The sequence below is a fragment of the Sphingomonas sp. Leaf22 genome (assembly GCF_001421715.1).
Classification (GTDB): Bacteria; Pseudomonadota; Alphaproteobacteria; order Sphingomonadales; family Sphingomonadaceae; genus Sphingomonas.
The window spans coordinates 51,189-76,505 of record NZ_LMKP01000007.1; the positions used below are offsets into that span (position 1 = coordinate 51,189).

The 25,317-nt window shown below is 67.4% G+C and carries 26 protein-coding genes and 2 pseudogenes; 13 read left to right on the forward strand and 15 right to left on the reverse strand.

The genetic code is table 11. The annotated features are described in order from the left end of the window. Window positions 1-24 precede the first annotated feature (24 nt). From ASE70_RS05035 to ASE70_RS05065, 7 genes are read right to left on the reverse strand one after another with little or no spacing between them, the layout of a single operon-like run. The gene (locus tag ASE70_RS05035; protein WP_235512278.1) at window positions 25-453 is read right to left on the reverse strand and encodes a hypothetical protein; all 429 of its coding nucleotides are present in this window, start codon (window positions 451-453) and stop codon (window positions 25-27) included. Further along, window positions 443-1,774 (reverse strand): FliI/YscN family ATPase, encoded by a 1,332-nt coding sequence (locus ASE70_RS05040; RefSeq protein ID WP_056002753.1) that lies wholly within the window; start codon window positions 1,772-1,774, stop codon window positions 443-445. Before ASE70_RS05040 ends, ASE70_RS05035 begins: the two co-directional genes overlap by 11 nt. After that, on the reverse strand, window positions 1,768-2,562 hold the full coding sequence (locus tag ASE70_RS05045; RefSeq protein ID WP_056502060.1) for a FliH/SctL family protein: 795 nt from the start codon (window positions 2,560-2,562) through the stop codon (window positions 1,768-1,770). Before ASE70_RS05045 ends, ASE70_RS05040 begins: the two co-directional genes overlap by 7 nt. Further along, window positions 2,555-3,562, reverse strand: coding sequence for a flagellar motor switch protein FliG (gene fliG, locus ASE70_RS05050; protein WP_056502062.1), 1,008 nt, complete (start codon window positions 3,560-3,562; stop codon window positions 2,555-2,557). The genes ASE70_RS05045 and fliG overlap by 8 nt, the downstream gene beginning before the upstream one ends. Next, window positions 3,559-5,262 carry a flagellar basal-body MS-ring/collar protein FliF gene (gene fliF / locus ASE70_RS05055; protein ID WP_056399018.1) on the reverse strand — a complete coding sequence of 568 codons (1,704 nt, stop codon included), beginning with the start codon at window positions 5,260-5,262 and terminating at the stop codon, window positions 3,559-3,561. The genes fliG and fliF overlap by 4 nt, the downstream gene beginning before the upstream one ends. A gap of 1 nt (window position 5,263) precedes the next feature. Beyond that, window positions 5,264-5,629, reverse strand: a complete 366-nt coding sequence (gene fliE, locus ASE70_RS05060; protein ID WP_056399020.1) for a flagellar hook-basal body complex protein FliE — start codon at window positions 5,627-5,629, stop codon at window positions 5,264-5,266. Continuing rightward, window positions 5,626-6,894 carry a sigma 54-interacting transcriptional regulator gene (locus tag ASE70_RS05065; protein WP_056002768.1) on the reverse strand — a complete coding sequence of 423 codons (1,269 nt, stop codon included), beginning with the start codon at window positions 6,892-6,894 and terminating at the stop codon, window positions 5,626-5,628. The genes fliE and ASE70_RS05065 overlap by 4 nt, the downstream gene beginning before the upstream one ends. A gap of 232 nt (window positions 6,895-7,126) precedes the next feature. Here ASE70_RS05065 and ASE70_RS20955 point away from each other — a divergent pair. After that, a pseudogene (locus ASE70_RS20955) lies at window positions 7,127-8,008 on the forward strand (flagellin N-terminal helical domain-containing protein); the annotation flags it as partial. An 819-nt stretch (window positions 8,009-8,827) separates the two neighbouring features. Continuing rightward, window positions 8,828-9,127, forward strand: a pseudogene (locus ASE70_RS20560) (flagellin); the annotation flags it as partial. Window positions 9,128-9,890: 763 nt separating this feature from the next. Here the strand turns inward: ASE70_RS20560 and fliA are convergent. From fliA to ASE70_RS05110, 8 genes are all read right to left on the reverse strand, one after another. Beyond that, window positions 9,891-10,637, reverse strand: a complete 747-nt coding sequence (gene fliA, locus ASE70_RS05075) for an RNA polymerase sigma factor FliA (RefSeq protein ID WP_056399032.1) — start codon at window positions 10,635-10,637, stop codon at window positions 9,891-9,893. Beyond that, window positions 10,634-12,733, reverse strand: coding sequence for a flagellar biosynthesis protein FlhA (gene flhA, locus ASE70_RS05080; RefSeq protein ID WP_056502127.1), 2,100 nt, complete (start codon window positions 12,731-12,733; stop codon window positions 10,634-10,636). Before flhA ends, fliA begins: the two co-directional genes overlap by 4 nt. Next, on the reverse strand, window positions 12,733-13,629 hold the full coding sequence (locus tag ASE70_RS05085) for a hypothetical protein (protein WP_056502069.1): 897 nt from the start codon (window positions 13,627-13,629) through the stop codon (window positions 12,733-12,735). Before ASE70_RS05085 ends, flhA begins: the two co-directional genes overlap by 1 nt. A 217-nt stretch (window positions 13,630-13,846) precedes the next feature. Further along, entirely contained in the window at window positions 13,847-14,185 is a 339-nt protein-coding gene (locus ASE70_RS05090) for a hypothetical protein (RefSeq protein WP_056502071.1), read from the reverse strand. Then, window positions 14,172-14,477, reverse strand: a complete 306-nt coding sequence (gene flgM, locus ASE70_RS05095) for a flagellar biosynthesis anti-sigma factor FlgM (RefSeq protein ID WP_056502075.1) — start codon at window positions 14,475-14,477, stop codon at window positions 14,172-14,174. Before flgM ends, ASE70_RS05090 begins: the two co-directional genes overlap by 14 nt. A gap of 102 nt (window positions 14,478-14,579) precedes the next feature. Beyond that, on the reverse strand, window positions 14,580-15,113 hold the full coding sequence (locus tag ASE70_RS05100; RefSeq protein ID WP_056502078.1) for a flagella basal body P-ring formation protein FlgA: 534 nt from the start codon (window positions 15,111-15,113) through the stop codon (window positions 14,580-14,582). Next, window positions 15,110-15,658, reverse strand: a complete 549-nt coding sequence (locus ASE70_RS05105; protein ID WP_056502080.1) for a hypothetical protein — start codon at window positions 15,656-15,658, stop codon at window positions 15,110-15,112. The genes ASE70_RS05100 and ASE70_RS05105 overlap by 4 nt, the downstream gene beginning before the upstream one ends. Continuing rightward, window positions 15,655-16,317, reverse strand: a complete 663-nt coding sequence (locus tag ASE70_RS05110) for a motility protein A (RefSeq protein WP_235519617.1) — start codon at window positions 16,315-16,317, stop codon at window positions 15,655-15,657. Before ASE70_RS05110 ends, ASE70_RS05105 begins: the two co-directional genes overlap by 4 nt. A gap of 184 nt (window positions 16,318-16,501) precedes the next feature. Between ASE70_RS05110 and flgB the strand changes: the two genes are divergently transcribed. From flgB to ASE70_RS05165, 11 genes are read left to right on the forward strand one after another with little or no spacing between them, the layout of a single operon-like run. After that, window positions 16,502-16,852, forward strand: a complete 351-nt coding sequence (gene flgB, locus ASE70_RS05115; protein ID WP_056502083.1) for a flagellar basal body rod protein FlgB — start codon at window positions 16,502-16,504, stop codon at window positions 16,850-16,852. Between the two features lie 3 nt (window positions 16,853-16,855). Next, window positions 16,856-17,263, forward strand: coding sequence for a flagellar basal body rod protein FlgC (flgC, locus tag ASE70_RS05120; protein ID WP_056399052.1), 408 nt, complete (start codon window positions 16,856-16,858; stop codon window positions 17,261-17,263). Between the two features lie 2 nt (window positions 17,264-17,265). Then, window positions 17,266-17,940, forward strand: a complete 675-nt coding sequence (locus ASE70_RS05125) for a flagellar hook assembly protein FlgD (RefSeq protein WP_056502086.1) — start codon at window positions 17,266-17,268, stop codon at window positions 17,938-17,940. A gap of 34 nt (window positions 17,941-17,974) precedes the next feature. Beyond that, the gene (locus tag ASE70_RS05130; RefSeq protein WP_056399058.1) at window positions 17,975-19,270 is read left to right on the forward strand and encodes a flagellar hook protein FlgE; all 1,296 of its coding nucleotides are present in this window, start codon (window positions 17,975-17,977) and stop codon (window positions 19,268-19,270) included. 53 nt (window positions 19,271-19,323) lie between these two features. Beyond that, on the forward strand, window positions 19,324-20,076 hold the full coding sequence (locus ASE70_RS05135) for a flagellar basal body rod protein FlgF (RefSeq protein WP_056502089.1): 753 nt from the start codon (window positions 19,324-19,326) through the stop codon (window positions 20,074-20,076). A 12-nt stretch (window positions 20,077-20,088) separates the two neighbouring features. Continuing rightward, the gene (gene flgG / locus ASE70_RS05140) at window positions 20,089-20,877 is read left to right on the forward strand and encodes a flagellar basal-body rod protein FlgG (protein WP_056399062.1); all 789 of its coding nucleotides are present in this window, start codon (window positions 20,089-20,091) and stop codon (window positions 20,875-20,877) included. Further along, a complete protein-coding gene (locus ASE70_RS05145) occupies window positions 20,858-21,547 on the forward strand; it encodes a flagellar basal body L-ring protein FlgH (RefSeq protein ID WP_056502091.1) in 690 nt (229 codons plus the stop codon). The genes flgG and ASE70_RS05145 overlap by 20 nt, the downstream gene beginning before the upstream one ends. 8 nt (window positions 21,548-21,555) lie before the next feature. Then, window positions 21,556-22,647: a flagellar basal body P-ring protein FlgI gene (locus ASE70_RS05150; protein ID WP_056399068.1), complete on the forward strand. Its 1,092-nt coding sequence runs from the start codon at window positions 21,556-21,558 to the stop codon at window positions 22,645-22,647. After that, on the forward strand, window positions 22,644-23,003 hold the full coding sequence (locus ASE70_RS05155) for a rod-binding protein (protein ID WP_056002819.1): 360 nt from the start codon (window positions 22,644-22,646) through the stop codon (window positions 23,001-23,003). The genes ASE70_RS05150 and ASE70_RS05155 overlap by 4 nt, the downstream gene beginning before the upstream one ends. Beyond that, complete coding sequence (flgK, locus tag ASE70_RS05160) at window positions 23,000-24,328, forward strand: flagellar hook-associated protein FlgK (protein WP_056502094.1); 1,329 nt, start codon at window positions 23,000-23,002, stop codon at window positions 24,326-24,328. Before ASE70_RS05155 ends, flgK begins: the two co-directional genes overlap by 4 nt. Before the next feature lie 8 nt (window positions 24,329-24,336). Beyond that, on the forward strand, window positions 24,337-25,314 hold the full coding sequence (locus tag ASE70_RS05165; RefSeq protein WP_056399071.1) for a flagellin N-terminal helical domain-containing protein: 978 nt from the start codon (window positions 24,337-24,339) through the stop codon (window positions 25,312-25,314). The last annotated feature ends 3 nt before the right edge of the window (window positions 25,315-25,317 follow it).

Genomic DNA, 25,317 nt, shown 5'->3' on the forward strand with positions numbered 1-25,317 from the left:
TCCGTCAAGCGTTCGACCGGTCGATCAGCAAGGATCGTGCCGATTGGGTCGGCGCACCGGCGGCGCATTTTCCAGCGCGCGGAGTTCGCGCAGAGCGCGGGCGGCATGGGCGCGTTCGAGCAGCTTTTCGACCGCGCTCTGGTCGCGCTTGGCGGTCATCGTCGCCGATCGGGCGCGCTCCAGCCCTTCATCGGCCTGCACCACCCGCCGGTCGACGACCTGTGCAGTGGCGTGCAGCCGTTCGCGATAATGCGCGGCGGCCCCCAATCCGGCGGCGGTCGCGCTGGGGGTGGGTACCGGCGACACCGCCTCGGCCAGCTTGTGGATGCGTTCGCGAAGGGCAATCTCGTCGGCGACGCGCGCGGCGGCGCGTGCTTCCTCCGCCTGGGTCAGGTTCAACTGCATGGTCCGTACGCGCAGCACGCGCGACAGGCGCTTGGCCTTATCCGTCACCGAAGATACCCACCAGCTCGGCGACCGCATCGTCGAGCGAGACGATCTCGTCCGAATCCTGCTTCACATATTCCATCACCGCCGGATGCGCTGCCAGCGCGCCGTCGATCGCCGCGTCGGTGCCGGGGCGATAGGCCCCCATCAGCACCAGATCGCGATTTTCCTCATACGTCGCCAGATGGCGGCGCAGCACCCGCGCGGCGGCCAGATGCGGCCGGTCGGCGATATCGGTCATCACGCGGCTGACCGACGGACCCAGATCGATCGCTGGATACACGCCGCGCTCGGCCAGTTGCCGGCTCAGCACGATATGCCCGTCGAGGATCGATCGCGCCGAATCGACCACCGGATCGCTGTTGTCGTCGCCATCGGCCAGCACGGTATAGATGGCGGTGATCGACCCGCCGGTACGGACACAGGTACCCGCCCGCTCGATCAACCCCGGCAGCATCGCGATGGCGGAAGGCGGATAGCCGCGCGCGGAAGCCGGCTCGCCCAGCGCCAGCCCGATCTCGCGGCCCGCATGGGCGACGCGGGTCAGCGAATCGATGATGAGCAGGACCTTCTTGCCCTGTTCGCGAAACGCTTCGGCGATCGCGGTCGCCCGCAGCGCGCCGCGGATGCGCAGCACCGGCGAATGATTGGCCGGCACCGCGACCACGACCGATCGCGCGCGGGCATCGCCCTTCAGCTTGGTTTCGAGGAAGTCGGACACTTCGCGGCTGCGCTCGCCGATCAGGCCGACGACGATCACATCGGCCTTCGCGGCGCGGACCATCATGCCCAGCAGCACCGACTTGCCGACGCCCGATCCCGCCATGATCCCGACGCGCTGGCCCTGACCGATCGTCAGCAACCCGTTGATCGCGCGCACGCCGACATCCATCGGTTCGAGCACGCGGCCCCGGTCGAGCGGCGACTGGATACGCCCGGCCAGCGGCCAGCGGCCGGCACCCCGGATCGGCCCCTTGCCGTCGATCGGCTTGCCCGCGCCATCGACCACCCGGCCCAGCATCGCCTCGCCGACCTCGGCCTCGCCCGGCTTGTCACCCGGCCGGACCAGCGCACCGGGAAGGAGCGGGGCGGGACCGCCCAAATTCATCATCAACGTCCGGCCGTTGCGAAACCCGATCGCCTCCGCCTCGACATGGCCGCCGTCACCGGTACCGACCTGACACACGGTGCCGACCGGCAGCGACAGCCCTACCGCTTCCATCAACAGCCCGTCATAGGAGGCGAGCCGTCCGGCGACGCGCGGACGCGGGCGGAAATCGGTGGGGGCGAGCGCACCCAGATAGTCGCCGGCAAAACGGTTCAGCATGATACGGGCACCGGTACGGTTTCGATGGCGGCACCCAGCTGCTCCAGCCACAGCGACGGGCCGTCCTCGACCACGGTCGACGCGGTTTCGAGGACGAAGCCGCCCCGTTCGACCGCCGGATCGGCGACCGGGAACACCGCCTTGGCCAGCTTGCCGTCGACCAGCGGGATATCGGCTTCGTGCATGCGCAGGATCGCCGATTCGGCGCTGTCGGCCAGCAGTTCGGCGGCGGCGTCGATGCGCTCGGCCAGCCGGTTGGCCGACACGCCGACCTCGCCGACGATCTGGCGGACCAGCGTCAGCACCGTCTGGCGCAGCCGGTCGGCCATCGCCTCGCGGTCGATATGGGTGGCGGTGCCCAGCGCCTCGGTCAGTCGCGCCAGCAACGCGTGGTCGCGGGCGTGTTCGGACTGGCTGGCGGCGGCGGCGGCGGCCAGTCCCTCGGCATAGCCGGCGGCATGCGCCTCGACGGCCGGGTCCAGCGTGGTGGCCGCGACATCGCCGGCATTGGCGTCGAACGGGTCCCAGCCCTCGGTCGGATTGTTGTCGGGATCGGCCGGGCGGAAATGCCGGGGGCCGCCCGTCATCGGTCCGGGGGCCTGCCCCGATGCCGTCGCGCTCGCCGCCGCTGCGCCAAAATCCGCCGGGCGGACCGGCACGACGCCGGTTTCGGCGAACGGATCGGGCGCACCGAAGGCGCGGGCGAGGATGTCGGCGGCGGCGACGTGGCGGCTGGCAAAGCCCGCGACGAAGCCGCCGGTGGCGCGGGGGGCGGCGCTCTCAAACATAATCGTCGTCGCCGCCGCCCATCATGATCGTGCCGTCCTTGGCCAACTGTCGAGCGACGGTGATGACGCCCTTCTGCGCGTCGAGCACCTCGGCCAGCTTCATCGGTCCGCGTGCCTCGATCTCGTCGCGGATGCCGTCGGCGGCGCGGGCCGACATGCAACCCAGGAACCGGTTGCGGCCGGCTTCGTCGACGCCCTTCAGCGCGCGTACCAGCAGGTCGCTGTCGACGTTGCGGATCAGCACGCCCAGATTCTTGTCGTCCATCTCCAGCAGGTTGTCGAAGACGAACAGCTGGTCCTCGATCGCGCGGGCGATGTCGCGGTCGATCTTGGCCAGTTTCGGCATGACCCGGTTCTCGGTCGCCTTGCGTCCCGACGACAGGATGCGCGCGGCATCCTTGGCACCGCCCAGCTGCACGCCGCTCCCGCTCGACCGGCCGGTCGAACGGCGCGACAGCATCGACTTCAGCGTCTCGATCGCCTCGGGCGTGATCGGACCCAGCTTGGCGATGCGGTGCAGGATCTGCGGCTGCGCCACCTCGGGCAGCCCCTCCAGCACCTGCGCAGCGATGGCGGGGTCGAGATTGGCGAGCAGCACGGCGGCGATCTGCGGATGTTCGTCCTTGATGAGGCTGACGATCTCGCTGGCATCCATCCAGTCGAGCAGCTCGATCTGGCACGCGGTCTCGATCGGGGTGATCTTGGCCAGCACGCTTTCGGCCTTGTCGGCCCCCAGCGCGCGGTTCATCACCGTTTCGATGTGCGGGCGCGGATCGAAGCCCACGGTGGTGCGCTCGCGCGCCTTCTCGACGAAATCGTCGAGCACGACGGTCACTTCGTCCTCGCTGACATCGGCGACGGTGAACATCGCCTTGCCCAGCTGCTGCACCTCTTCGGGGTCCAGCTTCTGGAGGATCGCGGCGGCTTCCTCCTCGCCGACCAGCATCATCAGGACGGCGGCACGTTCGACGCCGCTATGGATACGGGTGGGGGCGTTCACTGCTTGGCATCCGACTGGATCATGTCCCGCACCGCCAGCGCGGCGCGCGCCGGATTGTCGCGGGTGAAGCCGCGGACCAGACCGACCCGGTCGTCATAGCTGCGCGCCCCTTCCAGCATTTCCATGCTTACCGGCTCGGGCTCGACCTCGGCCGGGGGCGGGGCGAGCGCGGCCTGCGCGGCGGCTTCCTGTGCGGCGACCCGCGCGGTTTCGGCGGCGGCCTCGGCCTTGCGCTTCTCGTTGATCGCCTTGACCATCGGGCGGACGCCCATGAACAGCACCAGCAGCGCGATGACCAGTGCGGTGCCGTTGCGCGCCGCCATCGGCACCCAGTCGGCATCGTACCACGGCCGCACGACGTCGCCGGCGACCGCATCGGGCGAGAATTTGCGGCTGATGACCGTCACCGTGTCCTGCCGCTGCTGGTTGAAGCCGACCGCCGCCTTCACCAGGTCGTTGATCTGCTGGATCTCGGCCGGGGTGCGCGGCTTGCCGCCTTCCGCCTCGCGCAGCAGCACCGCCACCGACAGCCGCTTGATCGCGCCCGGCGCGGCGCGCGTCACCGACACTTCCTTGCCCAGATCATAGGCGCGGTTGAAATTCTCGCTGGTCTTGACCGGCGCGGGTGCGCCCGGCGCGGTACCCGGCTGCACGGTGGCCCCGGACGGCCCCGGCGTCGCGGTCGCCAGCGTCGATGCGGCGGGCGCGGTATTGCTCAGCGCGCCGGGGATGCCGCCCGGCGTCGTCTCGCCCGGCGTGTTGCCGGCCCACGTCCCCTGTTCGGCACGGACCACGCCCTGCTTGTCATAGCTTTCGCGCGTCGCCTGACTCTCGTCCAGATCGACATCGGCCTGAATCTCGGCCGAGAAATTGCCTGCACCCAAGAGCGGGGTCAGCAGCGTGTTGAGCTGCGCGCGATACTTGTCCTCGATCCGGCGCTGATAATCGATCCGCTCGTCCGAAAGCGTGCTGCTGTCGCTACCGTCGCTCGGCTTGCTCAGCAGCGCGCCCATCTGGTCGATGATCGTCACCTGATCGGGCTTCATCCCCGGCACCGAACTGGCGACGAGGTTGACGATCGAGCGGACCTGCGCCTGCGTGAGACTCCGGCCGGGTTCGAGGCGGACGATGACCGATGCCGAAGGCTGGGCATTGTCGCGCACGAACACCGACGATTCGGGCATCGCCAGATGGACGCGCGCATCGGCGACCGATTCGATCTCGCCGATCGACTTGGCCAGCTCGGTCTCGCGTGCCTGGCGCAGCCGCTCCCCCTCGACGGCGCGCGACACGCCCATCGGCAACTGGTCGAGGATCGCATAGCCGCCCGGCGCGGCCTTGGGCAGGTCCTGCCCAGCCAGCAGGATGCGGGCGCGGTGATAATCGTCCTCGCCGACGGTGATCCCGCCCGAATCGTCGACGCTGCTGTCGATCTTCGCGGCGGACAGCGCATCGACCACCGCCTGCTTGTCGCTGTCGGGCAATTGCGGGAACAGCACGCGCTGCGGCGGGGTGGCCAGCGCCATCCACGCCATCGCCGCCGACAGCACAAGGCCGATGATGAAGATCATCGGCATGCTGCGCTTCACGGCGGGGTTCTTCATCAATCCGCCGATCTGGGTCAGCGGGTTGGCGAAGCGCGCGGCGGCGGCGGGGGCGGGAACACCGCCTGCACCGGTGGTGGCGAGAGCGTTTTCCATATCAGACCGGCATGCTCATGATGTCCTTGTAGGCGGACAAAAGTTTATTTCTCACCTGCATCGTCGCTTCGAAACCGACCGATGCCTGCTGGCGCGCCATCATCACCTTCGCGATGTCCACGGTCTCGCCGCGTTCGTACATCGCCGAGAGTTCGCTCGCCTTGTTTTGCTGCGCGTTCACGCCCTTCAGCGCGTCGCCCATCGCATCGGCGAAGCTCGCCGGCTTGGCGGGTTCCGCCACCGGGGCCTGCGCCGCCGCGACCTGCGTGTTCGCCTTCGACAGCGCCTGATTGCGTTCGAGGATCTGCGCGCGAAGCTGCATCACCCGGTCGACGCCCATTGCGCCGCCGACACCCCCGACGCTCATGCCGAAGCCGCCACGGCATGGGCCGGTGCCAGCGTCTCGCCGGCCTCACGCGCCTTGGCGAGGCGGTAGCGCAGCGTGCGCTCCGAAATGCCCAGCCGCCGTGCGGTCTCGACCCGGTTGCCGCCGCATTCCTCCAGCGTCCGGCGGATCGCCGCGAATTCGTGGATCTGCACGATGTTGGTCAGCGTCGCCGCGACCGGTTCGGCGATCCGTGGCTGCGCGGCGGGACCGGCGCGGTCGAACACGATGTCGTGCGCCTCGATCCGGTCGCCCATGCCCAGCAGCAGCGCGCGCTGGATCACATTCTCCAGCTCGCGAGCATTGCCCGGCCAGTCGTGGCGCAGCAGCAGCGCCAGCGCCGCGTCCGAAATCCATGGCAGCGTCGCGCGGTCGGCGGCATGGCGCACGACCATCGCCGCCGCCAGCGCCGCGATGTCGCCCGGCCGCTCGGCCAGCGCGCGGGTGGTCAGCGGGAACACGCTCAGCCGGTAATAGAGATCGGCGCGGAAGCGGCCGGCGGCGACCTCTTCCTGCAAATCGCGATTGGCGCAGGCGACGACGCGGACATCGACCGCCTCGGCATGGGTCGCGCCGATCGGCACGACCTCGCGTTCCTGCAACACGCGCAGCAGCTTGGCCTGCAACGGCAACGGCATCTCGGCGATCTCGTCGAGCAGCAGCGTGCCGCCATGCGCCGCGCGGAAGAACCCTTCGCCTGCCGCGCCCGCGCCGGTGAACGCGCCCTTCACATGGCCGAACAGCATCGCCTCGAGCATGGTTTCGGGGAGCGCGGCGCAGTTGATCGCGATGAACGGGCCGGCGGCGCGGCTGCTGCCGGCATGGATGGTCCGCGCCAGCACTTCCTTGCCGGTGCCGGTCGGGCCGCCCACCAGCACGGTGATGTCGGCGGCGGCGACGCGGCGGGCCAGCGCCTGCAACGCCAGGCTCTCGGGATCGGCGGCGACCGCCTCGTGCCGGCCGCACAACAGCGCCGCGGCAAAGGCATGGGCGAGTTCGGTGTCGGCATGGGTGTAGCACAGGCGTGCCGGGCGGCCGTCGGCGAACGGCGTCGCGGCGACCGGCCCTTCGGCCAGCACCAGCGTGCGCGACGCGATCGGCGGCACCTCGCCCTCCATGATCAGGAACGCATCGGCCGGGCCCGGCTTCTGCCCGGCATTGGCCAGCACGAACCCTTGCGCGCGCAGCGAGGATACGAGCGTGAACTTCGAGGCGAGGACGGCAGCGGATGGATAGATCGAGCGCATCGGTGGTGATTCCCCTGGACGGCACCTCTTTGCCGCCGCGCTGGTTAACACCCGGTAAAATCCTGCCTGATTCGGCTCTGTATGCCGCGTGCGCTCCCCCGCGCGCGCGAGGGGCCGATTTTTTCGCTTAAACCCCGCCGACGGCTGCCGTTTCTCCGGGCAGCAGCTTCGTTCCCGCACGCTTCATCAGGGGGGACCACGGGGCGCTGGACGTCAGACCGGAGGAAATACCATGACCGTTATCGGATCCAACATCGGATCGCTTCGCGCCGCCAACGCCTCGTCCGCCGCCAACGACGCGCTGAAGATGTCGATGGAGCGCCTGTCGACCGGCAAGCGCATCAATTCGGCCAAGGACGACGCCGCCGGCCTCGCCATCGCCACCCGCATGACCAGCCAGATCAAGACGATGGCCGTCGCCGCCCGCAACGCCAACGACGGCATCTCGATGGCGCAGACCGCCGAAGGCGCGCTGGGCGAAGTCACCAACATGCTGCAGCGCATGAAGGAACTCGCCGGACAGGCCGCCAACGGCTCGCTCGGTACGTCGGAACGCAAGGCGCTCCAGTCGGAAGTCGGCCAGCTGACCGCACAGATCAACGACATCTCGACCAAGACCAACTTCAACGGCATCAACCTGCTCGACGGCTCGGTAAAGGGCGTGACGCTCCAGACGGGTGCACAGGCAGGGCAGACGACCGCGCTTTCGCTCGCCAACACCTCGGCCAGCGCGCTCGGCCTGAACGGCTATCGCGTCGAGGGTCAGGCGACCACCGGCCGCATCAGCGCCGCGACGATCGGTGCCGCCGATATCCAGATCAACGGCAAGAACGCCTTTGCCGCTGCCCTGACCACGGGCACCGCTGAAACCACCGCCGCCGCGATCAATACCAACACCGGCCAGACCGGCGTGTCGGCATCGGCGTACAACACCCTGTCGGGCGGCCCGATCGCTTCGGGCGGCGTCACCAGCACGACCGGCTTCTCGATCGCGGTCGGCGGCGGCACCGCCGTCAATGTGACCGGCGCCACCGGTCAGGAACTGGTCGAAAAGATCAACCGCGACGTGGGTGGCGTCAGCGCGCAGCTCGACAACGAAGGCAAGATCGTCCTGTCGAACGACACCGGCAAGACCATCGTCATCGCCGGTGCCGATGCGGGCAAGGCGGGCTTCACCGCCGGCACCTATGGCGGCTTCGTCGCGCTCAACAGCTCGAACGGTCAGCCGATCGACATCAAGCGCGGGACCTCGGGCGACGCGACCGATCTGGCCGCCATCGGCTTGAACGAAACGAGCTCGCCTACCTCGGTCAAGGGTTCGACGGCAGGCACCTCGGTACTCGACGGGACGGACAACCTCAAAATCAACGGCGTTGCTATCGGTAGCTCGAATGACGCTTCGGCGGCATCGAAGGCAGCGGCGATCAACGCCGTCACCAAGGATAGCGGTGTAACCGCGACCGCCACGACGAAGGCCACCGTGGTCATTGACGCCTCGAAGCTCGTGGCCGCGAATGACCTTTACATCAACGGTGCAACGGTCGCGCTGGACGATACGGTTGCGAAGGGCGGTAACGCCGACGGCGTCATCTCGATGTCGGATCTCGTCGGCAACATCAACAAGGCTGGTATCAGCGGCTTGGTCGCGTCGAGCGACGCCGACGGCAACTTGGTCCTTACGTCGTCGACTGGCAACGACATCATCCTCCAGGACGGTCCGACGGCTGCGGGTGCAGGTCTTGTGAAGAGCGTGAAGGGTGATGACGGCACGGCAGCTACCGGTACCGACATCGCCAATGGTCTGACGCTGCGCGGACGTGTCGAACTGAAGTCGGATACCGGTGCGGAAGTTCGCGTCGAAGGCTCGACCGCTTCGCTCGGCAAGGTCGGTCTCGCTGCGCAGGGCGGAGCGAAGGACATGGTCGGCGGCGCGCTGAACGTCACGACGCAGGCGAATGCTTCGACCGCGATGACCGCGATCGACAAGGCGCTCGACAAGGTTTCGTCGATCCGTGGCGATCTGGGTGCCGTGCAGAACCGTCTGCAGGTCACCGTCAACAACCTGACCACGACCTCGTCGAACCTGCAGGAAGCGCGCAGCCGCATCGAAGACACCGACTTCTCGTCGGAATCGACCGCGCTCGCCAAGGCGCAGATCCTTGGCCAGGCATCGACCGCGATGCTGGCACAGGCCAACCAGTCGCAGCAGGGCGTGCTGAAACTGCTCGGCTAAGCCCGGCTCCGCTGCCGCCGTTCCCCCTTGCATGAAGGCGGCGGCAGCGGTCCTCCCGGTAACGGGACCGGCCCCCGGCGACGGAAACGTCACCGGGGGTTTTCGGCGTCCGGCACACCCGCCCGGACTCTATATATAGCGCACACCCCAACTGCTCCCCGCTTGGTGGGGAAGGGGACCATCCGCAGCATGGTGGAGGGGGGGGGGGCACAGGCGCGCCGCTGCATCGGGCCACCCAATTCCTCCCGCCCGCGGGGAGGGGGACCGCCGCGAAGCGGTGGTGGAGGGGGATGGCCGCAGGCGGACCGGTCGAGGCATCTGCTCCCACCCGACCGTCGGCGAGACCCGGCCTCCACGAGCCCGCTGCCAGAATTCCCTATTGCGATCCAAAGTCTGCCGTACCCCGGCGAAAGCGGCGGTCCAGCGCAAGGCAAACCAACGGCTGGTGCTTGGCTTGTTGGCCCCCGCCATCGTGGGGGTACGTCATACGGGTGGCAACCGACGCGCTCGCAGTGGCCTCGAACGGGACCGGACGCGAGAACCGCGATCGTTGCCGCCGAACCGAACCGACCGCTTTCCTACAACCGGAAGCCTGCAATATCCTCGCAACCCGGCGCTTGCCCATCGCCCGTCCAGCAGCGCCACACGTCCGGCAGCAAGGCGTACGCGATAAACGCGGCGAGTGTGACCTTTGTGACCTTTGAACGCAAAAGCGGGGCCAGACTTGCGCCGGCCCCGCCAAAAATCCACTAATACGAGGCGGTTACCCTGCCGCCCGCGCCAACGCCTTTTTCAGCTTCTCATGCGCCGACTTCTTGATCTGGCAGATGCGCGCCGCGCCGACGCCCAGCACCTGCCCGATTTCCTCGAGGTTCAGTTCCTCGACATAATAAAGCTGGATTACCTGCGCCTCGCGTTCGGGCAGTGCGGTGATCGCGGCGATCAGCGCCTCGCGCAATTCGCCCTCGGCCAGCGCCTCGAACGCGTCGGGGCCGTCGTCCATGAACCATGGCGCTTCGTCGGTATAGACGTCGTCGATCGAATCGAACTGCACCGACTGGACGTCGGCATAGTCGGTCCTGAGCTTGCCGAGCGGCACGTCCAGCCGTTCCGCGATCTCGGCGGGCACCGGCGCGCGGCCCAGTTCCTGCGTCAGCGCCGACACCGCCTTCGCATAGTCGCGCCGCCGCTTCATCGCCCCGCGGCTGATCGTCGCCTGTCGCCGCAGCTCGTCGATCATCGCCCCGCGCAGCCGCGTGGCGAGATATTGTTCGAACGTGACCGCACCGCGATCCTCGAACATCGGCACCGCCTCGACCAGCGCGACCAGACCGATCTGCACCAGATCCTCGACATCGACCATCGTGCTCATATGGCCATGGACATGCCACGCGATCCGCCGGACCAGCGGCAGGTGCCGCCGCACCAGCGCATCGGCGTCGTTGGGCCGGGTCCGCCGCGTATAGGTCGCGGCGTTCAGCTCGGGTTGCGGAAAGAAGGGCGCGTTCATGCGGGAATGGCCTCCGGTGCGCCGATGACGGCGACGACTTCGACTGCCTTGTCTTCGGGAACTTCGAAGAAGCTCATGACCGGGGTGTCGGGCAGGCACGACTTGACCAGCTTGCGGACGGCGACGCGGATCGACGGTTGCACGACCAGCGCGAACGGCTTGGCCTCCGCCATCAGCGGCTGGGCGGCATGGGTCAGCGCGTCGATGATGCGCCGGCCGAGATCGGGCTCGATCGCGTTGCGCCGCGACGGATCGCCGCGCATCGCCTGTCCCAGCAGCGCCTCCAGTTGCCCTTCGAGCGTCATGACGCGCAGCGGCTCGCGCACGCCGCACAGCTTCTGGATGATGAGCGCACCCAGTTCGGGCCGGATCAGCTCGACGATCTCTTCGGCATCCTGCGTCCGCTGCGCGACGACGGCGATGGCGGCGGCGATGCGGCGGAATTCCTTCAGCGGGATATTCTCGGCCAGCAGCGCGCGCAGCACCTGCGTCAGCGTGGTCAGCGTCAGCGGCTGCGGGCACAGCGCCGCCACCAGGCTCGCGGCACGATCTTTCAGGCCATCGAGCAGCGACTGCACCTCGTCCGGACCCAGCAGCTCGGTCGCGTTGACCGTCAGCACATGGTTCAGATGGGTGGCGACGACCGTCCCGGCATCGACCACCAGATAGCCGGCACCGGTCGCGGCATCGGCGTCGCCCGGCTGGATCCAGATCGCGTCGAGGCCGAAGGTCGGGTCCTTGGCGGTCTTGCCCTCCAGGAACCCGCCGACCGCCTGTCCGGTGTCGAGCGCCAGCATCTCGGTCGCCGACGCCATGTCCTCGCCGACGACCACGCCGCCGATCGAGATGCGATAGGTATAGGGGGCGAGGTTGATGTCGTCGCGCACCTTCACCTGCGGCACGACGAAGCCCAGATCCTTGGACAACTGGCGGCGGACGCCGGTGATCCGGCTCATCAGCGGCGCGCCCTTGCGCTCGTCGACCAGCGGCACGAGGCCGTAGCCGATGTCGAGCATGATGTGGCAATTGTCGTTGACCTCGTCCCAGCCGATCTTCGACAGGTCGGCCGCTTCGGGCAGCGCCTCGACCGGCGGGGCGGGGGGCGGTGCGTTCTTCTGCTTGGCCAGCTTCCACGATGCGAAGCCCGCAATGCCGGCGGCCGGGGCCAGCACGAGGAACGGCATCCCCGGCAGCATCGCCAGCAGGCCGAGAATGCCGGCGACCGGGGCCCAGGTGCGGTGCGACGCGAACTGCGATCCGATCTGCCCGGCCAGATCCTGCGACGAGGTCGAGGTGACGCGGGTGACGATGGCGGCGGCGGCGATCGACAGCAGCAGCGACGGCACCTGCGCGACCAGCGCGTCGCCGATCGCCAGCAGGATATAGGTCTGCGCCGCCTGTCCGACCGCCATCTGATGGCTGACGACGCCGAGGATCAGGCCGCCGACGATATTGATGGCGAGGATCAGCAGGCCGGCGACCGCGTCGCCCTTCACGAACTTCGACGAACCGTCCATCGCGCCGTAGAAATCGGCTTCGGCCCCGGTCTCGATGCGCTTGGTCCGCGCTTCGTCGGGGCTGATGAGGCCAGCGTTCAGGTCGGCGTCGATCGCCATCTGCTTGCCGGGCAGGGCGTCGAGGGTGAAGCGCGCCGACACTTCGGACACGCGCCCGGCACCCTTGGTCACCACGATCATGTTGATGATGATGAGGATCGAAAAGACGAAGAGGCCGACGACATAGTCGCCGCCGATCAGGAAGCTGCCGAACGCCTCGATGACATGGCCCGCCGCCGCTTCGCCCTCATGACCGTGGACCAGCACGACGCGCGTCGATGCGACGTTTAGCCCCAAGCGGAACAGCGTCGCGAACAGCAGGACGGTCGGAAAGGCGGAAAAGTCGAGCGGCTTCTGCGCATTTAGCGCCACCATGAGCACCGCGATCGAGATCATGATGTTCATGACGAAGAAGATGTCGAGCATGAACGCCGGTATCGGCACGACCATCAACAGGACGAGCAGCAGGATCGCACCCGGCAGCGCCGACTGGCGCAGCGCGGGCAGGATGCTCTTCGGATCGCTCAGGATCGCCTGCATCATGCCGCTCCCAGATTGGCGAGGATCGAATAGGCCAGCCGCGCCGATTCAGGCGTCGGGCGATAGAGCGAGGCCATCTGCGGCACCGCCGCCGGGTTGGCGCCTTTGCTGCGCACGACGTTCAGATTGGCGATGGTCGTCGCCAGCCATGCCTCGTCGCCGCCCTGTGCCTCGTTGCCCATGATGACGTCGCCGCCAAAGCCGTTCAGCATCACGGCGGGCTGCTGCATCCGGTTGACCGGAAAGCCGCCATCCTCGACGCCGCTGCCGCCGCCGGTCTTCGCCCCGCGGTCGAGCTTCGCGCCCATCCGTTCGTAGATGTCGCCGAGCGAGCGCGGCTGGCCGCCGGGTGCGAAGAAGATCGACCGGTTCGCGCGGGCGGCGGCGGGGAACATCGCCGCGGCCGACCGGTCGGGATTGGCCTGCATCGACGTCAGGAACTGGCGCGCGCCGCCCAGCCCCAGGAAATGCGCCATATACAGGTCGGTGCCGGTCGCGTTGCGGCCCAGTGCGCCTTCCAGCGCGGATTTGTTGTCGGCGGCATGTTCGGCGGCCATCAGCGACGATGCCTGCGGGTCGTTGCGCAATTGCAGGATCGCCTGACGGGTGGCAGGGTCGGCGACATAGTAACGGCCGTTGCTGCCCTGGCGGATGCTGTCCGACGCCCATTGCATGCCGTGCTCGGCACCATGCGCCTTGACCACGCCCAGCCAGCTTTGTTCGACGAACTGGTAGAGCCCGGTCGCCGACGAGGTCGCGGCGCGCGCGTTGGTGTGAAGGCCGCTTTCGACCTGCGCCTGACCCAGCAGGAAATTGAAATCGATGCCCGTCCGCGCGCTCGCCGTCGCGATCGCTGCATGGACGTTTGATCTGGCTTCTACCGGAACGACATTCATCGGGCTGTGCTTCGCTTCCCCTGTTCGGGGATCCACTCAGCAAGCGGCGTGCCAGTTTCGGAATGTTCGTGTCCGTGCCCCGAAGCGTGCGCCATCCGCCCCGCCGCAAAACGTCATCCCGGCGCAGGCTGGGATCTCCCGGTTATAGCACCCTGCAAGAGCCGCATGAGACCCCGGCCTTCGCTGGGGTGACGTGCCCGGCCATGGGGTCCAATGCTTACCGATACGCCGCCGCCGCCATCCGCTGCGGCGTGCCGGCAATGCCTGGCCGGTAGGCCGGCAATCCGCCGCCGGTCAGCTGGTCGATGCGCCGCCGGACGTTGGCGGTCATCAGATTGACGTAGATGCGCGCGGTCTCGTTCAGCCGCTGCGCCTCGCGCGCCAGCGTTTCCAGCTCGGCGTCGAGCGGGACGTCGTCATTGGCGGCGACCGCCTCGATCCCCTGCAGCTTCATCGCCGTCGCGGTTTCCAGCGCGGTGACATCGTTCGCCTGCAGTGCGGCGATTTCCGCATGCAGGCTGTCGATGATCTGGATCAGCGCATCACGCCGGTTCATTGCTGTTCCAATCGAGTTTCAGGGCGATGAGCCGGTCGGCGATAGTGGCGGGCGACAGAGGGAAACGGCCGTCGGCGATCGCCTTGCGGATCGTCGCGACCCGGTCGGTATCGACCGGTGCCGATGCCGACATGGCGGCCGCCGTCGTGCCCCCCGACAGGATCGCCACGCCGGTCTTCGCCACCGCGCTGTCGGGCGCCGGCGTCGCTGCGGCGCGTGTCTGCCCTTCGGGGCGTGCGATGGCACGCTGCCCGATCGACGATACCGGCCTTGAACCGACTGAATCTACCATGTCCCCGTCCTTCACGAACTGCTGACATGAGGAGAAACGACGCCATCGCGAACTTCTTTAGCAAAAATTACTGCGGATCGGTTTTTTGTCGATTTCGCCGTGTCAGCGATCGAAACCGGGCAGGGCGGCACGGCCCGATTCCATCGCGATCGCCTGGATCGGCGGCTTTGCGGGATCGACCTTCACCATCAACCGGCCGCCGACCGGCGCATCGCCCATCGCCACGCCGTCGCGGGTGATCGAAAAGCCCTCGGCCCCGGCTTCGACCATGATCGGGTCGCCGCGGCGGATCACCGGTTCGGGCTTGACGGGTGCGGCGACGGCGACGGCCGGTACGGGGCGTTCGGGAAGGGGGCGGGCCAGACGGCGGACCGGGACATAGACCTTCCATGCCGGTGCCATGCAGTTGACGACCACCGCATCCTGCCGTTCTGACAGCCAGCTGAATTGCGGCATCGCGCATTTCGCCAGCTTCAGCCGAGAATCGACCCGCATCTGCGCGCCGCCGTCCATGCCGATGCTGGCACCGGTGAACTGCACGATCGCTTCGTCGAGTTGCGCGGTCGACTGGAAACCTTGCGCCGCCACGACGGGGGCGGCGGTCAGCAATGCGATGGTCAGGATCGGGCGGATCATCGGTCGGCTCCATAAGCGGGGGGGGCAACCGGCACCTGCCGGTCGGCAACGGCTTGCCGGTCGCCGGCAAAGCCCAGATCGATCTGGACGCCGCGCGTGCCGGTGGCGGGCGGGGCAAGGGCAAGCTGGTCGGGCTGTACCGCGCCATCGGCGACCAGCGCGGTCGCAACGGTGCGGGCACGGTCGCTGGCAAGGATCGCGGCGCTGCCGGTCAGCGGGTCGACATCGCCGGCGGTGCCGCCGGTCAGCGTCACCATGACCCGCGGGTCGGCGGCGGCGGTCCGGACGAACTCCACCGTCCGGGCATAGCTGGCCGGCATGGCGGACGATCCCGTGGCAAAGCCGTCGACGATCCCGCGATCGAGCGTCATCGGCGCGGCATCGGCATCGAACCCCGCGCGGATGCCAGCTGTCAGCGCCTTCCGGTCGACCATCTGCGCTGCATGCAGGAACACGAAGAACCCGACCAGCAACAGGGACAGGTCGGCCAGCGTGGTCAGCCATAGCGGCCGGCCGGGGGCGACATCGAACTGCGACATCTTCATTCTGCGGCCTCCCGGAAATGCGGACGTTCGCGCCGGGCCAGCGCGACCAGCGGCCCTTCGAACCGGCTGCGTTCGAACGCCTCGATCCGCGCCATCCGCCGCAGCCGTCCGGCGATCGGCATCCCGATCAGCGCGGCGACGATCGCGCCGTACAGGGTCGACAGCAGCGCGACGGCCATCGCCCTCCCAATCGCGGTCGGATCGGTCATTGCCATGAACATCTGCACCAGCCCGACCAGCGTGCCGATCATGCCCAGCGCCGGTGCCAGTTCGGCGACCGCCGCCCACATGTCGGCGGCGGCGAGGTGGCGTTCGGCACGCGCGGCGTTGCGATGGCTCAGCGTCTCGCCGACCGCATCCGGCCCCGCGCCATCAACGATCGCGGCGATCGCTTCGGCGATATCGGGATCGGCGATCTGCGACCGATCGAGCGTCAGTACGCCGTGCCGCCGCGCGATCCGCGCCAGCGCGGCGATCTGTTCGATGCCGGCATCGGCGGTGAACGAGCGGCGCGGCAGCGTGGCGAGCGCGCGAAGGGCGCGGCCCACATCGGCGAACGGCGTGCGGATCGCGATCGTCAGTATGGTGCCGCCGATCACGAACAGGGCGGCCATCGGATCGGCATAGGGGGCGAGCAGCGTCAGGTTCATGCCCGCCATACTGCAAGGGCAATGCCAGTTTGCGCCCGGCAATGGCTTGCCGGGTTACGGCGGGCGGTTGCCGCGATCATGGTTAAGGTCGCACCGGTTCCGGTCGCGGCACGGGGATGCGCGAAACTGGCACGCGCTTTGCTGTGATCCGTGGGGACGCGCATCCGGCGCGCCGCTTGGGGACTTTGGGCCGATGGCCGACAATGCTCTGTTCGGGATACATGGTGCCGCGCTGGAAGTGCGGGCGCAGCGCATGGGGATGCTGGCGTCGAACATCGCCAACGCATCCACGCCCGGATTCAAGGCGAAGGACGTCAATTTCCGCGCGGCGCTGGCCGGGGCGGAACGCGGCGGCAATGTCGACGGCGCGATCGACCGCAACACGCTGTATCGCCTGCCGCTCCAGCCCTCGATGGACGGCAACACCGTCGAACTGGCGACCGAACAGACCGCGTTCGCGGAAAACGCCGTGGCGTATCAGACGACGCTCGCGTTCCTGAACGGCCGCATCTCCACCATCACCCGCGCGCTGAAGGGGGAATAAGCGATGGCTGCTCCGATGAGCATCTTCGAGGTATCGGGCCGCGCGATGTCCGCGCAGCTCGTACGGATGAACACTACCGCGTCGAACCTTGCCAATGCCGGCGCGGTCGCGACGACCGAGGCGACCGCCTATCGCACGATGAAGCCGGTGTTCCGCACCAGCTTCGACGCCGCCAGCGGCCTCGCCACCGTCGATGCCCGGCAGATCGTGCAGGCGGGCGAGACCCCGGCCAAACGCTACGATCCGAGCAACCCGCTGGCCGACCCCGAAGGCAATGTCTGGGAAGCGGCCGTCGACGAACCGCGCGAGCTGGTCGACATGCTCGACGCCGCCCGCACCTATCAGAACAACGTCGAAGTGATGTCGACCGCCAAGTCGCTCATCACCGAAACCCTCCGTCTGGGACGCTGATCATGGCCACCACCTCGGTCCAGAATATTCCGCAACTCGATGCCGCGAAGCAGGCGGCGGCAAAGTCCAAACTGGGCCAGCGTTCGCTGGGCCAGGATGACTTCCTCCGCCTGATGACCGCGCAGCTTCAATATCAGGATCCCTTCAACCCCACCGACAACGGCCAGATGGTCGCGCAGATGGCGCAATTCTCGTCGCTGTCGGGCATCACCGAGATGACGTCGACGTTGAAGACGCTGGCGGCGAAGATGGGCGGCAACGGCACCAGCGACGCGGTGTCGTGGATCGGCAAGGCGGTGTTGACCGACAGTCCGACCGCGACCGCCGACAATAGCGGCAACGTCAACGGCGCGGTCGAACTCGATGCCGATGCCGCCAAGGTCCAGCTCGAAATCCGCGACGCCAGCGGCGTGGTCGCCCGCACCGTGTCGATGGGTCCGCAGCCCAGGGGCATGGTCGATTACCAATGGGACGGCACGACCGACCAGGGCCTTCCCGCCGGTGCCGGCCCCTACACCATCTCGGTCGCCGCATCCGACAAGAGCGGCGTCGTGGTCAAGGCACGCAACCTCGCCTGGACGGGCGTGTCCTCGGTCATGCCGAACGGCGGCAAGCCGACGCTGACGTTGTCGAACGGGTCGCAGGTCGCGGCCGACACCGTCCGCAAGATCGCCTGATCCCTCACTTTACGAATTCACGCAGGAGCCTAGCATGTCCTTCTATACCTCGCTGTCCGGCCTGAAGGCCTCTCAGGTCGACATGGCGTCGATCGCGCACAACCTTGCCAACGTCGGCACCACCGGCTTCAAGAAGAGCCGCGCCGAATTCGCCGACGTGATCGCGTCGAACCTCGCCGTCGCGCCGACGCAGATGGTCGGTTCGGGTACGGTGGTGAAGGGCAATCGCCAGCAGTTCGGCGAAGGCAATCTCGTCCAGTCGTCGTCGTCGCTCGACATCGCGATCGCCGGCGACGGTTTCTTCACGCTGAAGCCCGATCCCAACAAGCAGGGTCTGGCCTTCACCCGCAACGGTTCGCTGCGCGTCGATGCGAACCAGTTCGTCACCGATGCGCAGGGCGCGCGGTTGCAGGTCTATCCGGTCGACGGAAACGGCAACGTCATCGCGACGACGCGTGAATCGCTGACCGACCTCGTGCTCGCCGGAACCTCCGGCAAGCCGAAGGGCACCGACAATGTGACGCTCGGGCTCAATTTGAATGCGCGTTCGGTCGTTCCGGCGACGGGCGACTTCAGCCGGTTCGATTCCAGCAGCTACAACGAAGCGATCTCGACGACCGTGTATGACGGTGCCGGCAATCCGATGACGATGACCACCTATCTGAAGCGGACGACGCCGCCGGTCGTCACCGTGCCGCCGGCCGTCGAGGATCTGTCGAGCACGTGGCAGGCTTACAGCTTCGTCGGTGACAAGCCGATGACCGTGGGAACCGGTGCCGCCGAAACTCCGGTGGTCACGGTCCAGTTCAATACCGCCGGCCAGCTTGCCGCACCGGTCGTCAGCACCTTCAACTCGTTCATGCCGCCGAGCGGCGTGGCCCAGCAGCAGATCAAGCTGACCGTACCGGTCACGACCGAATCGACCACCAAGCCGTTCAAGGTTGCCAGCCAGCTTCAGGACGGCGTCGAGGTCGGCCGGCTGCAGGGCGTGACGATCAACGAAAAGGGCATCGTTACCGCCAGCTATTCGAACGGCGATACCAAGCCGCTCGGCCAGGTCGCGATCGTCAACTTCTCGAACTCCTCGGGCCTGCGCCAGATGGGCAACAGCAACTGGCAGGCGACCGGCCTGTCGGGCGATCCGACCTTCGCCAGCTCGGGCGAAAACGGCGCAGGCTCGCTGATGTCGGGCATGATCGAGGGATCGAACGTCGACATCACCGAGGAACTGGTCGGCCTGATTGCCGCACAGCGCAACTTCCAGGCGAACTCGAAGGCGCTCGACACCTCGAACCAGATCACGCGCTCGATCCTCGATCTGCGCGCCTGATGGAACTGGCATGGCCCTTGCTGTGAGGCAGGGGTCATAACACGGAGGCTTCGATGGACCGGCTGGTCTACACCGCGATGTCGGGATTGCGCGGGCACATGGCGTCGCAGGCCACGATCGCGAACAACATCGCGAACGGGTCGACGATCGGCTATCGTGCCGACAAGGTCGATTTCGAACAGTTGTTGCTCAAGGGCAAGAACGGCGAACTCGAATCGCGCTCGCCTTCGTCGGAGGAGGTGCGCGACATGGACCGGCGGGCGGGGGCGATCCTCGCCACCGGTCGCCCGCTCGATATCGCGGTCGAGGGCGATGCGTGGATGGCGGTGCAGGGGCCGGACGGCACCGAAGCCTATACCCGCCGCGGCGACCTGCAGGTTACTGCCGCCGGCACGCTCGAGACCGGCGATCGTTTGCCGGTCATGGGCACGGGCGGCCCGATCACCGTGCCGCCCAGCCAGTCGATCAACATCACCGCCGACGGCCGCGTGATGATCGTCCCGCAGGGCGCGCCTCCGGGCACGCCCGATCAGGAAGTCGGCCAGATCAAGCTGGTCAGCACCGCCGGCAGCGACACGGTCAAGGGCATCGACAATCTGTTGCACGTCCGTGGCGGCGGCACCCTGCCCGGCGACATGACCGCCAAGGTCCGCGGCGGCGCGCTCGAACAATCGAACGTCAACATGACGCAGGCGCTGGTCGACATGATCGAGAACCAGCGGTCCTACGAAGTGCAGGCCGGCATGCTGAAGCAGGCGAAGGAAATGGATGAAGCCTCCGCCAACCTGATGCGCGTCCAGAGTTAAGGGGAACACGACATGGCCAATGCAGCACTGCATATCGCGCGCACCGGGCTGGATGCCCAGGATACGCGGATGCGCGTCATCTCGAACAACCTGGCGAACGTCAACACGACCGGGTTCAAGCGCGACCGCGCCTCGTTCGAAGCGATGAGTTATCAGATCATCACCGCGCAGGGGGCCGCTTCGACGCAGGAATCGCGCTACGCCACCGGCCTGAACCTCGGCACGGGTGTCCGCGTGCAGGGGACCGCGAGCATCCAGACGCAGGGTTCGCTCGCCACGACCGGCAACGCGCTCGACGTCGCTTTGGAAGGCGACGGCTTCTTTCAGGTGCAACTGCCCGGCGGCCAGATCGGCTATACCCGCGCCGGCAATTTCACGCGCTCCGCCGAAGGGCTGCTGGTCACCACCGACGGACATCAGGTGATGCCCGGCATCACCCTGCCCGAAGGTGCCACCTCGATCACGATCGGCGGTGACGGCACCGTCAGCGCGACCATTCCCAACCAGACCGAAGCGACCCCCGTCGGCCAGATTCAGGTCGCCAGTTTCGCCAATCCCGCCGGGCTGCAACCGGCCGGGGACAATTTCCTGACCGAAACCGGTGCGTCGGGTGCGGCGCAGCTCGGTGTCGCCGGCCTCGAGGGTCGCGGACGCATTCGGCAGGGGATGCTCGAAAGCTCGAACGTCAACGTCGTCGAGGAACTCGTCGACATGATCGAGACGCAGCGCGCCTATGAGGTCAATTCGAAGATGATCTCGGCCACCGACGAGATGCTGAAATATGTCAATCAGAACATCTGACGCCGCGCGCGCCGTCGCGCTCGCCATCGTGGTGCTGGCGGCAATGCCGGCAGATGCCCGCCCCCTGTTCGGCAGGAAATTGCCGCGCGAATCCTACGCCGCCACCCCGCCCGCCGCGCCGGTCGTTCCGGTGGTCGCGACAGGCGCGATCTTTCAGGTCGAGCAGGGCTATGCCGCGCTGTACGAGGGATGGCGCGCACGCAAGGTCGGCGATCCGCTGACCATCGCGCTGGTCGAGCGGACCAGCGCGTCGAAATCGGCCGGATCGAAGCTCGACAGCAACGGCAAATTCTCGATCACGCCACCTTCGGTCGGGCCGCTGGCATTCGACCCGAACATCGCCCAGGCATCGGGTGGCCGCAATTTCGGCGGTACCGGATCGTCCGATCAAACCAATGCGCTGTCGGGCGAATTGTCGGTCACCGTCGCCGAAGTCTATCCCAACGGCACGATGCTGGTGCAGGGGCAGAAGCGGGTGACGCTCAGCCGCGGGGACGAGATCGTCGCGATCAAGGGGATCGTCCGCATCGCCGATGTCGACGCGAACAACCGCGTGCCGTCGACCCGCGTGGCCGATGCCCGCATTTCCTACACCGGCAAGGGCGATGTCGCCCGCGCCAGCCGGCAGGGGTGGCTCAGCCGCTTCTTCCAGGTCGTCAGCCCGTTCTAGGACTGTCCATGCGCTTCCTGCTCGCCATCCTCGCCGCCTTCCTGATGATCGCGCCCGCCTCGGCGGAGCGGGTCAAGGATCTTGGCCGTTTCCAGGGCATCCGGTCGAACCAGTTGACCGGTTACGGTATCGTCGTCGGCCTGCCCGGCACCGGCGACGACAATCTCGAATATACCGTGCAGTCGGTGAAGGCGATCGCCTCGCGCATGGGACTGCAACTGCCGCCCGGCGCCAATCCGGGGATGAAGAACGCGGCGGTCGTCCTGATCACGGCCGAACTGCCGCCCTTCGCCAAACCCGGCCAGCGGCTCGACGTGACGGTCGCGTCGATGGGCAAGGCAAAGTCGCTGCGCGGCGGTGCGCTGATCATGACCCCGCTGCTGGGTGCCGATGGGCAGATCTATGCGATGGCACAGGGCAATCTCGCGGTCGGCGGCCTCGGGGCCGAGGGTGCCGACGGGTCGAAGATCGTCGTCAACATCCCGTCGACCGGCCGCATTCCCGAAGGGGCGACGGTCGAACGCATGGTCGACACCGGCTTCGCGACCGCGCCCACGCTGACGTTCAATCTGGCACAGGCCGATTTCACCACTGCGCAGAATGTCGCGGGTGCGATCAACCGGCGCTTCGGCGCGGGCACCGCGACCGCGATCGATGCGGTGTCGGTCGCGCTGCGGGCCGCACCCGGTGCCGACACCCGCGCGATGCTGATGAGCGAAGTGGAGAATATCCCGGTCGAATCGGCGGAGACCGCCGCGCGCGTCATCGTCAACGCCCGCACCGGTACGGTCGTCATCAACTCGGCGGTGCGGGTCGCGCCTTCGGCGGTGACGCACGGCAAGCTGACCGTGAAGATCGACGAGAACCAGCGCGTCAGCCAGCCCGCGCCGCTCAGCCAGGGCCAGACCGCCGTCGAACAGAAGAGCGGCGTCACGGTCGAGCAGGAGGTCAAGCCGATGTTCGTCCTCGCGCCCGGTCCCAAGCTGGCCGATGTGGTGAAGGCGATCAACGCGATCGGCGCATCGCCCGCCGATCTGGTCGCGATCCTCGAAGCATTGAAGGAGGCGGGCGCGCTGAAGGCGGAGCTGGTGGTCCTGTGAGCGTGATCGGCGCGACGACCGGCGTCGGGGTCGACACCACCCGCATCGGCAACAAGGACAATCTGAAGGCGGCCGGACAACGGTTCGAATCGGTCTTCACCGGCATGATGCTCAAATCGATGCGGCAGGCGAAGCTGGCCGACACTCTGTTCGACAACAAGGCCGCCGGCCAGTTCCGCGACATGTGGGACCAGAAGGTCGCCGAGAACATGTCGGTCACGACCCCGCTGGGCATTGGCAAGGCGATGACCGAGTTTCTGGCTCGGTCACAGATGGTTAACGTGGCCGATGCCAATAATCCCGCTCAAGCCCGGACCGATTCGGTCGTTACTTCGGGTGAAGGGAAGAGCGGATGAGCGACCTGCTGTCGATTGGGGCAAGCGGGGTCAGGGCGTATCAATCGTCGCTGACCACGACGTCGGACAATATCGCGAACGCCGGCACCACCGGCTATGTTCGGCGGACGACGTCGCTTGCCGAAATCGGCGTGGGTTCGTCGCGACAGATTTCTGGCAGCGGGGTGACCGTTGCCGGCGTCGCGCGGGCCGCCGACGTCTTCCGGTCGCAGGAAGTGCGCCAGTCGACCGCGGACGTGTCGCGCAGCGACGGCGGCATCGTGTGGATGGCACGGATCGAGGATGCGCTGACCAGCCGCGCGCTGACCGATCGCATGACCGCCTTCTTCAACAGCGCCACCGCGCTCTCCGCCGACCCGTCGGCCGATGCGCCGCGCCGGTCGATGCTGGAATCGGCCGAAAGCGTCGCGCAGGCATTTTCGGGCACGATCGGCGCACTCGACGAAACGGCCAACAATCTCGACCTCAACGCCGATAACGCGGTCAGCAAGCTCAGCAACAATGCGGCGGTGCTGGCGCGGATCAACGACGGCCTGTCGCGGGTTTCGAAGGGGTCGGCGGGCGAGGCGCAGCTGCTCGACCAGCGCGACCTGATGCTCGACGAAATGAGCGAGATGACCGATATCGACGTCAAGTTCGATACGACCGGTCGGGTGACGGTGCGGGCGGGCGGCGCGGATGGCCCATTGATGGTCCATGGCATCGAGGCGTCGACCGTCCGGTTCGAACGCGACGAAGACGGCGCGCCGGTGTTCACGACCATGCGCGGCGGCACCGAGAGCATCCTGATCCCGCGTGGCGGCGCGCTGGCCGGCATGGTCGACGGGGCCAAGCGGATCAGCGACATGCGCAAGGAGGTGGTCGATGTCGCCACCGATTTCGTCATGGACGTCAACGGCGCGCTTGCCAGCGGCGAGGATCTGAACGCCGCTGCCGGTGCGCCGATGTTCGCGATGGAACCGACCGGGCGCGTGACGCGCATCATGGGCGACCCGGCCAAGATCGCGGCGGCGACGGCGGGGCAGGGGCCGCGCGACAGCGGCAACCTGTCGAAGCTGTTCGACGCCCGCCGCAGCGGCCTGTTCGAGCAGCGGGTCGTCGCGCTGCAATCCAGCAACGGGTCGGCACTGAACGCGCGCAAGACCATTGCCGAGGCGCAGGGCGCGATCCGCGATTCGGCGGTCGACGCACGTGATTCGGCAGCCGGCGTGAACCTCGACCAGGAAGCAGTGAACCTGATGCGTTTCCAGCAGGCCTATCAGGCGTCGAGCCGCGTGATCCAGGTCGCGCGCGAAACCTTCGATACGCTGTTCGCGATCCGATAGGACGAACGATGCAAATCTCCACCGCCAACTTCTACAACCGCGCGTCGAACCAGATGACGCGGCTGAACGGCGACCTCAACCGGTTGAACACCGAATTGTCGACGCAGAAGCGTCTCAAGGTCGCGTCGCAGGATTCGGCGGCGTGGATGATGCTGGGCGGGATCAAGAAGGAAGCGGCGGATTCGGGTGCCTTCCGTTCCAACATCACCTTGTCGCGCGGATTGCTGGCGCAGGCCGACACTGCGCTGGGCAACGCCGACGAACGGCTGGTGCGGGTTCGCGAACTGACCGTTCGCGCAGGCAGCGATACGCTGAACGCGCAGGACAAGGTGGCGATCGCCACCGAACTCGATCAGATCCGCGAAGGCTTGCTGGCGATCGCCAACGGCCGTGACGTGCGCAACCATCCGGTGTTCGGCGGTACCGGCGAAGTGGCCTTTACGAAGGACGCGACGACCGGCGCGATCACCTATACCGGCAACGCATCGGTCGCGACCGTCCGCATCGGCGAGGCGAGCGAGATGCAGGTCGGCATCGATGGCAGCCGGGTGTTCAGCGGGGCGAATGGCGGCGTCGACATCTTCGCGCTGATCGACGACCTGAAGACGGCGATGGAGATGCCGACCGACAAGCCGGTGGTCGATCCCGCGGTCCCGGTCGATCCGAACGCCCCGGCATTCGACGTCGATGCCGCGCGCAAAGCCTATTCGGCGAAGATCGGCACCGCGCTCGGCAAGCTGGATACGGCCGAAGCGCAGGTGACGGCGGCGCGCGCTGCCAATGGCGCGCGCGGGGCGCGGCTGGAGATCGAATCGAGCCAGCTCGAAGATATCGGCATCGACCGTGAGGAAGCGCGCAGCGCGCTGGAAGATACCGAATGGTCCACCACGATGGTCGAGTTTCAGAAGACGTTGACGATTCTCAACGCGACGCAGGCCAGCATTTCCAAGTTGGCGGGCATGTCGCTGTTCAACTATCTGAAGTGACGG

What these genes read in the sequence shown, in the direction of transcription:
- ASE70_RS05040 (WP_056002753.1), bottom strand. Translation starts at nt 1,774, where the DNA reads ATGCTGAACCGTTTTGCCGGCGACTATCTGGGTGCGCTCGCCCCCACC.
- flgK (WP_056502094.1), top strand. Translation starts at nt 23,000, where the DNA reads ATGAGCGACCTGCTGTCGATTGGGGCAAGCGGGGTCAGGGCGTATCAA.
- fliE (WP_056399020.1), bottom strand. Translation starts at nt 5,629, where the DNA reads ATGAGCGTCGGGGGTGTCGGCGGCGCAATGGGCGTCGACCGGGTGATG.
- ASE70_RS05090 (WP_056502071.1), bottom strand. Translation starts at nt 14,185, where the DNA reads ATGAACCGGCGTGATGCGCTGATCCAGATCATCGACAGCCTGCATGCG.
- ASE70_RS05105 (WP_056502080.1), bottom strand. Translation starts at nt 15,658, where the DNA reads ATGAAGATGTCGCAGTTCGATGTCGCCCCCGGCCGGCCGCTATGGCTG.
- flgC (WP_056399052.1), top strand. Translation starts at nt 16,856, where the DNA reads ATGGCTGCTCCGATGAGCATCTTCGAGGTATCGGGCCGCGCGATGTCC.
- ASE70_RS05110 (WP_235519617.1), bottom strand. Translation starts at nt 16,317, where the DNA reads ATGGCGGGCATGAACCTGACGCTGCTCGCCCCCTATGCCGATCCGATG.
- flgM (WP_056502075.1), bottom strand. Translation starts at nt 14,477, where the DNA reads ATGGTAGATTCAGTCGGTTCAAGGCCGGTATCGTCGATCGGGCAGCGT.
- ASE70_RS05065 (WP_056002768.1), bottom strand. Translation starts at nt 6,894, where the DNA reads ATGCGCTCGATCTATCCATCCGCTGCCGTCCTCGCCTCGAAGTTCACG.
- flgG (WP_056399062.1), top strand. Translation starts at nt 20,089, where the DNA reads ATGGCCAATGCAGCACTGCATATCGCGCGCACCGGGCTGGATGCCCAG.
- ASE70_RS05150 (WP_056399068.1), top strand. Translation starts at nt 21,556, where the DNA reads ATGCGCTTCCTGCTCGCCATCCTCGCCGCCTTCCTGATGATCGCGCCC.
- ASE70_RS05135 (WP_056502089.1), top strand. Translation starts at nt 19,324, where the DNA reads ATGGACCGGCTGGTCTACACCGCGATGTCGGGATTGCGCGGGCACATG.
- ASE70_RS05045 (WP_056502060.1), bottom strand. Translation starts at nt 2,562, where the DNA reads ATGTTTGAGAGCGCCGCCCCCCGCGCCACCGGCGGCTTCGTCGCGGGC.
- flhA (WP_056502127.1), bottom strand. Translation starts at nt 12,733, where the DNA reads ATGCAGGCGATCCTGAGCGATCCGAAGAGCATCCTGCCCGCGCTGCGC.
- fliA (WP_056399032.1), bottom strand. Translation starts at nt 10,637, where the DNA reads ATGAACGCGCCCTTCTTTCCGCAACCCGAGCTGAACGCCGCGACCTAT.
- ASE70_RS05125 (WP_056502086.1), top strand. Translation starts at nt 17,266, where the DNA reads ATGGCCACCACCTCGGTCCAGAATATTCCGCAACTCGATGCCGCGAAG.
- ASE70_RS05100 (WP_056502078.1), bottom strand. Translation starts at nt 15,113, where the DNA reads ATGATCCGCCCGATCCTGACCATCGCATTGCTGACCGCCGCCCCCGTC.
- flgB (WP_056502083.1), top strand. Translation starts at nt 16,502, where the DNA reads ATGGCCGACAATGCTCTGTTCGGGATACATGGTGCCGCGCTGGAAGTG.
- ASE70_RS05165 (WP_056399071.1), top strand. Translation starts at nt 24,337, where the DNA reads ATGCAAATCTCCACCGCCAACTTCTACAACCGCGCGTCGAACCAGATG.
- ASE70_RS05130 (WP_056399058.1), top strand. Translation starts at nt 17,975, where the DNA reads ATGTCCTTCTATACCTCGCTGTCCGGCCTGAAGGCCTCTCAGGTCGAC.
- fliF (WP_056399018.1), bottom strand. Translation starts at nt 5,262, where the DNA reads ATGGAAAACGCTCTCGCCACCACCGGTGCAGGCGGTGTTCCCGCCCCC.
- ASE70_RS05145 (WP_056502091.1), top strand. Translation starts at nt 20,858, where the DNA reads ATGTCAATCAGAACATCTGACGCCGCGCGCGCCGTCGCGCTCGCCATC.
- ASE70_RS05085 (WP_056502069.1), bottom strand. Translation starts at nt 13,629, where the DNA reads ATGAATGTCGTTCCGGTAGAAGCCAGATCAAACGTCCATGCAGCGATC.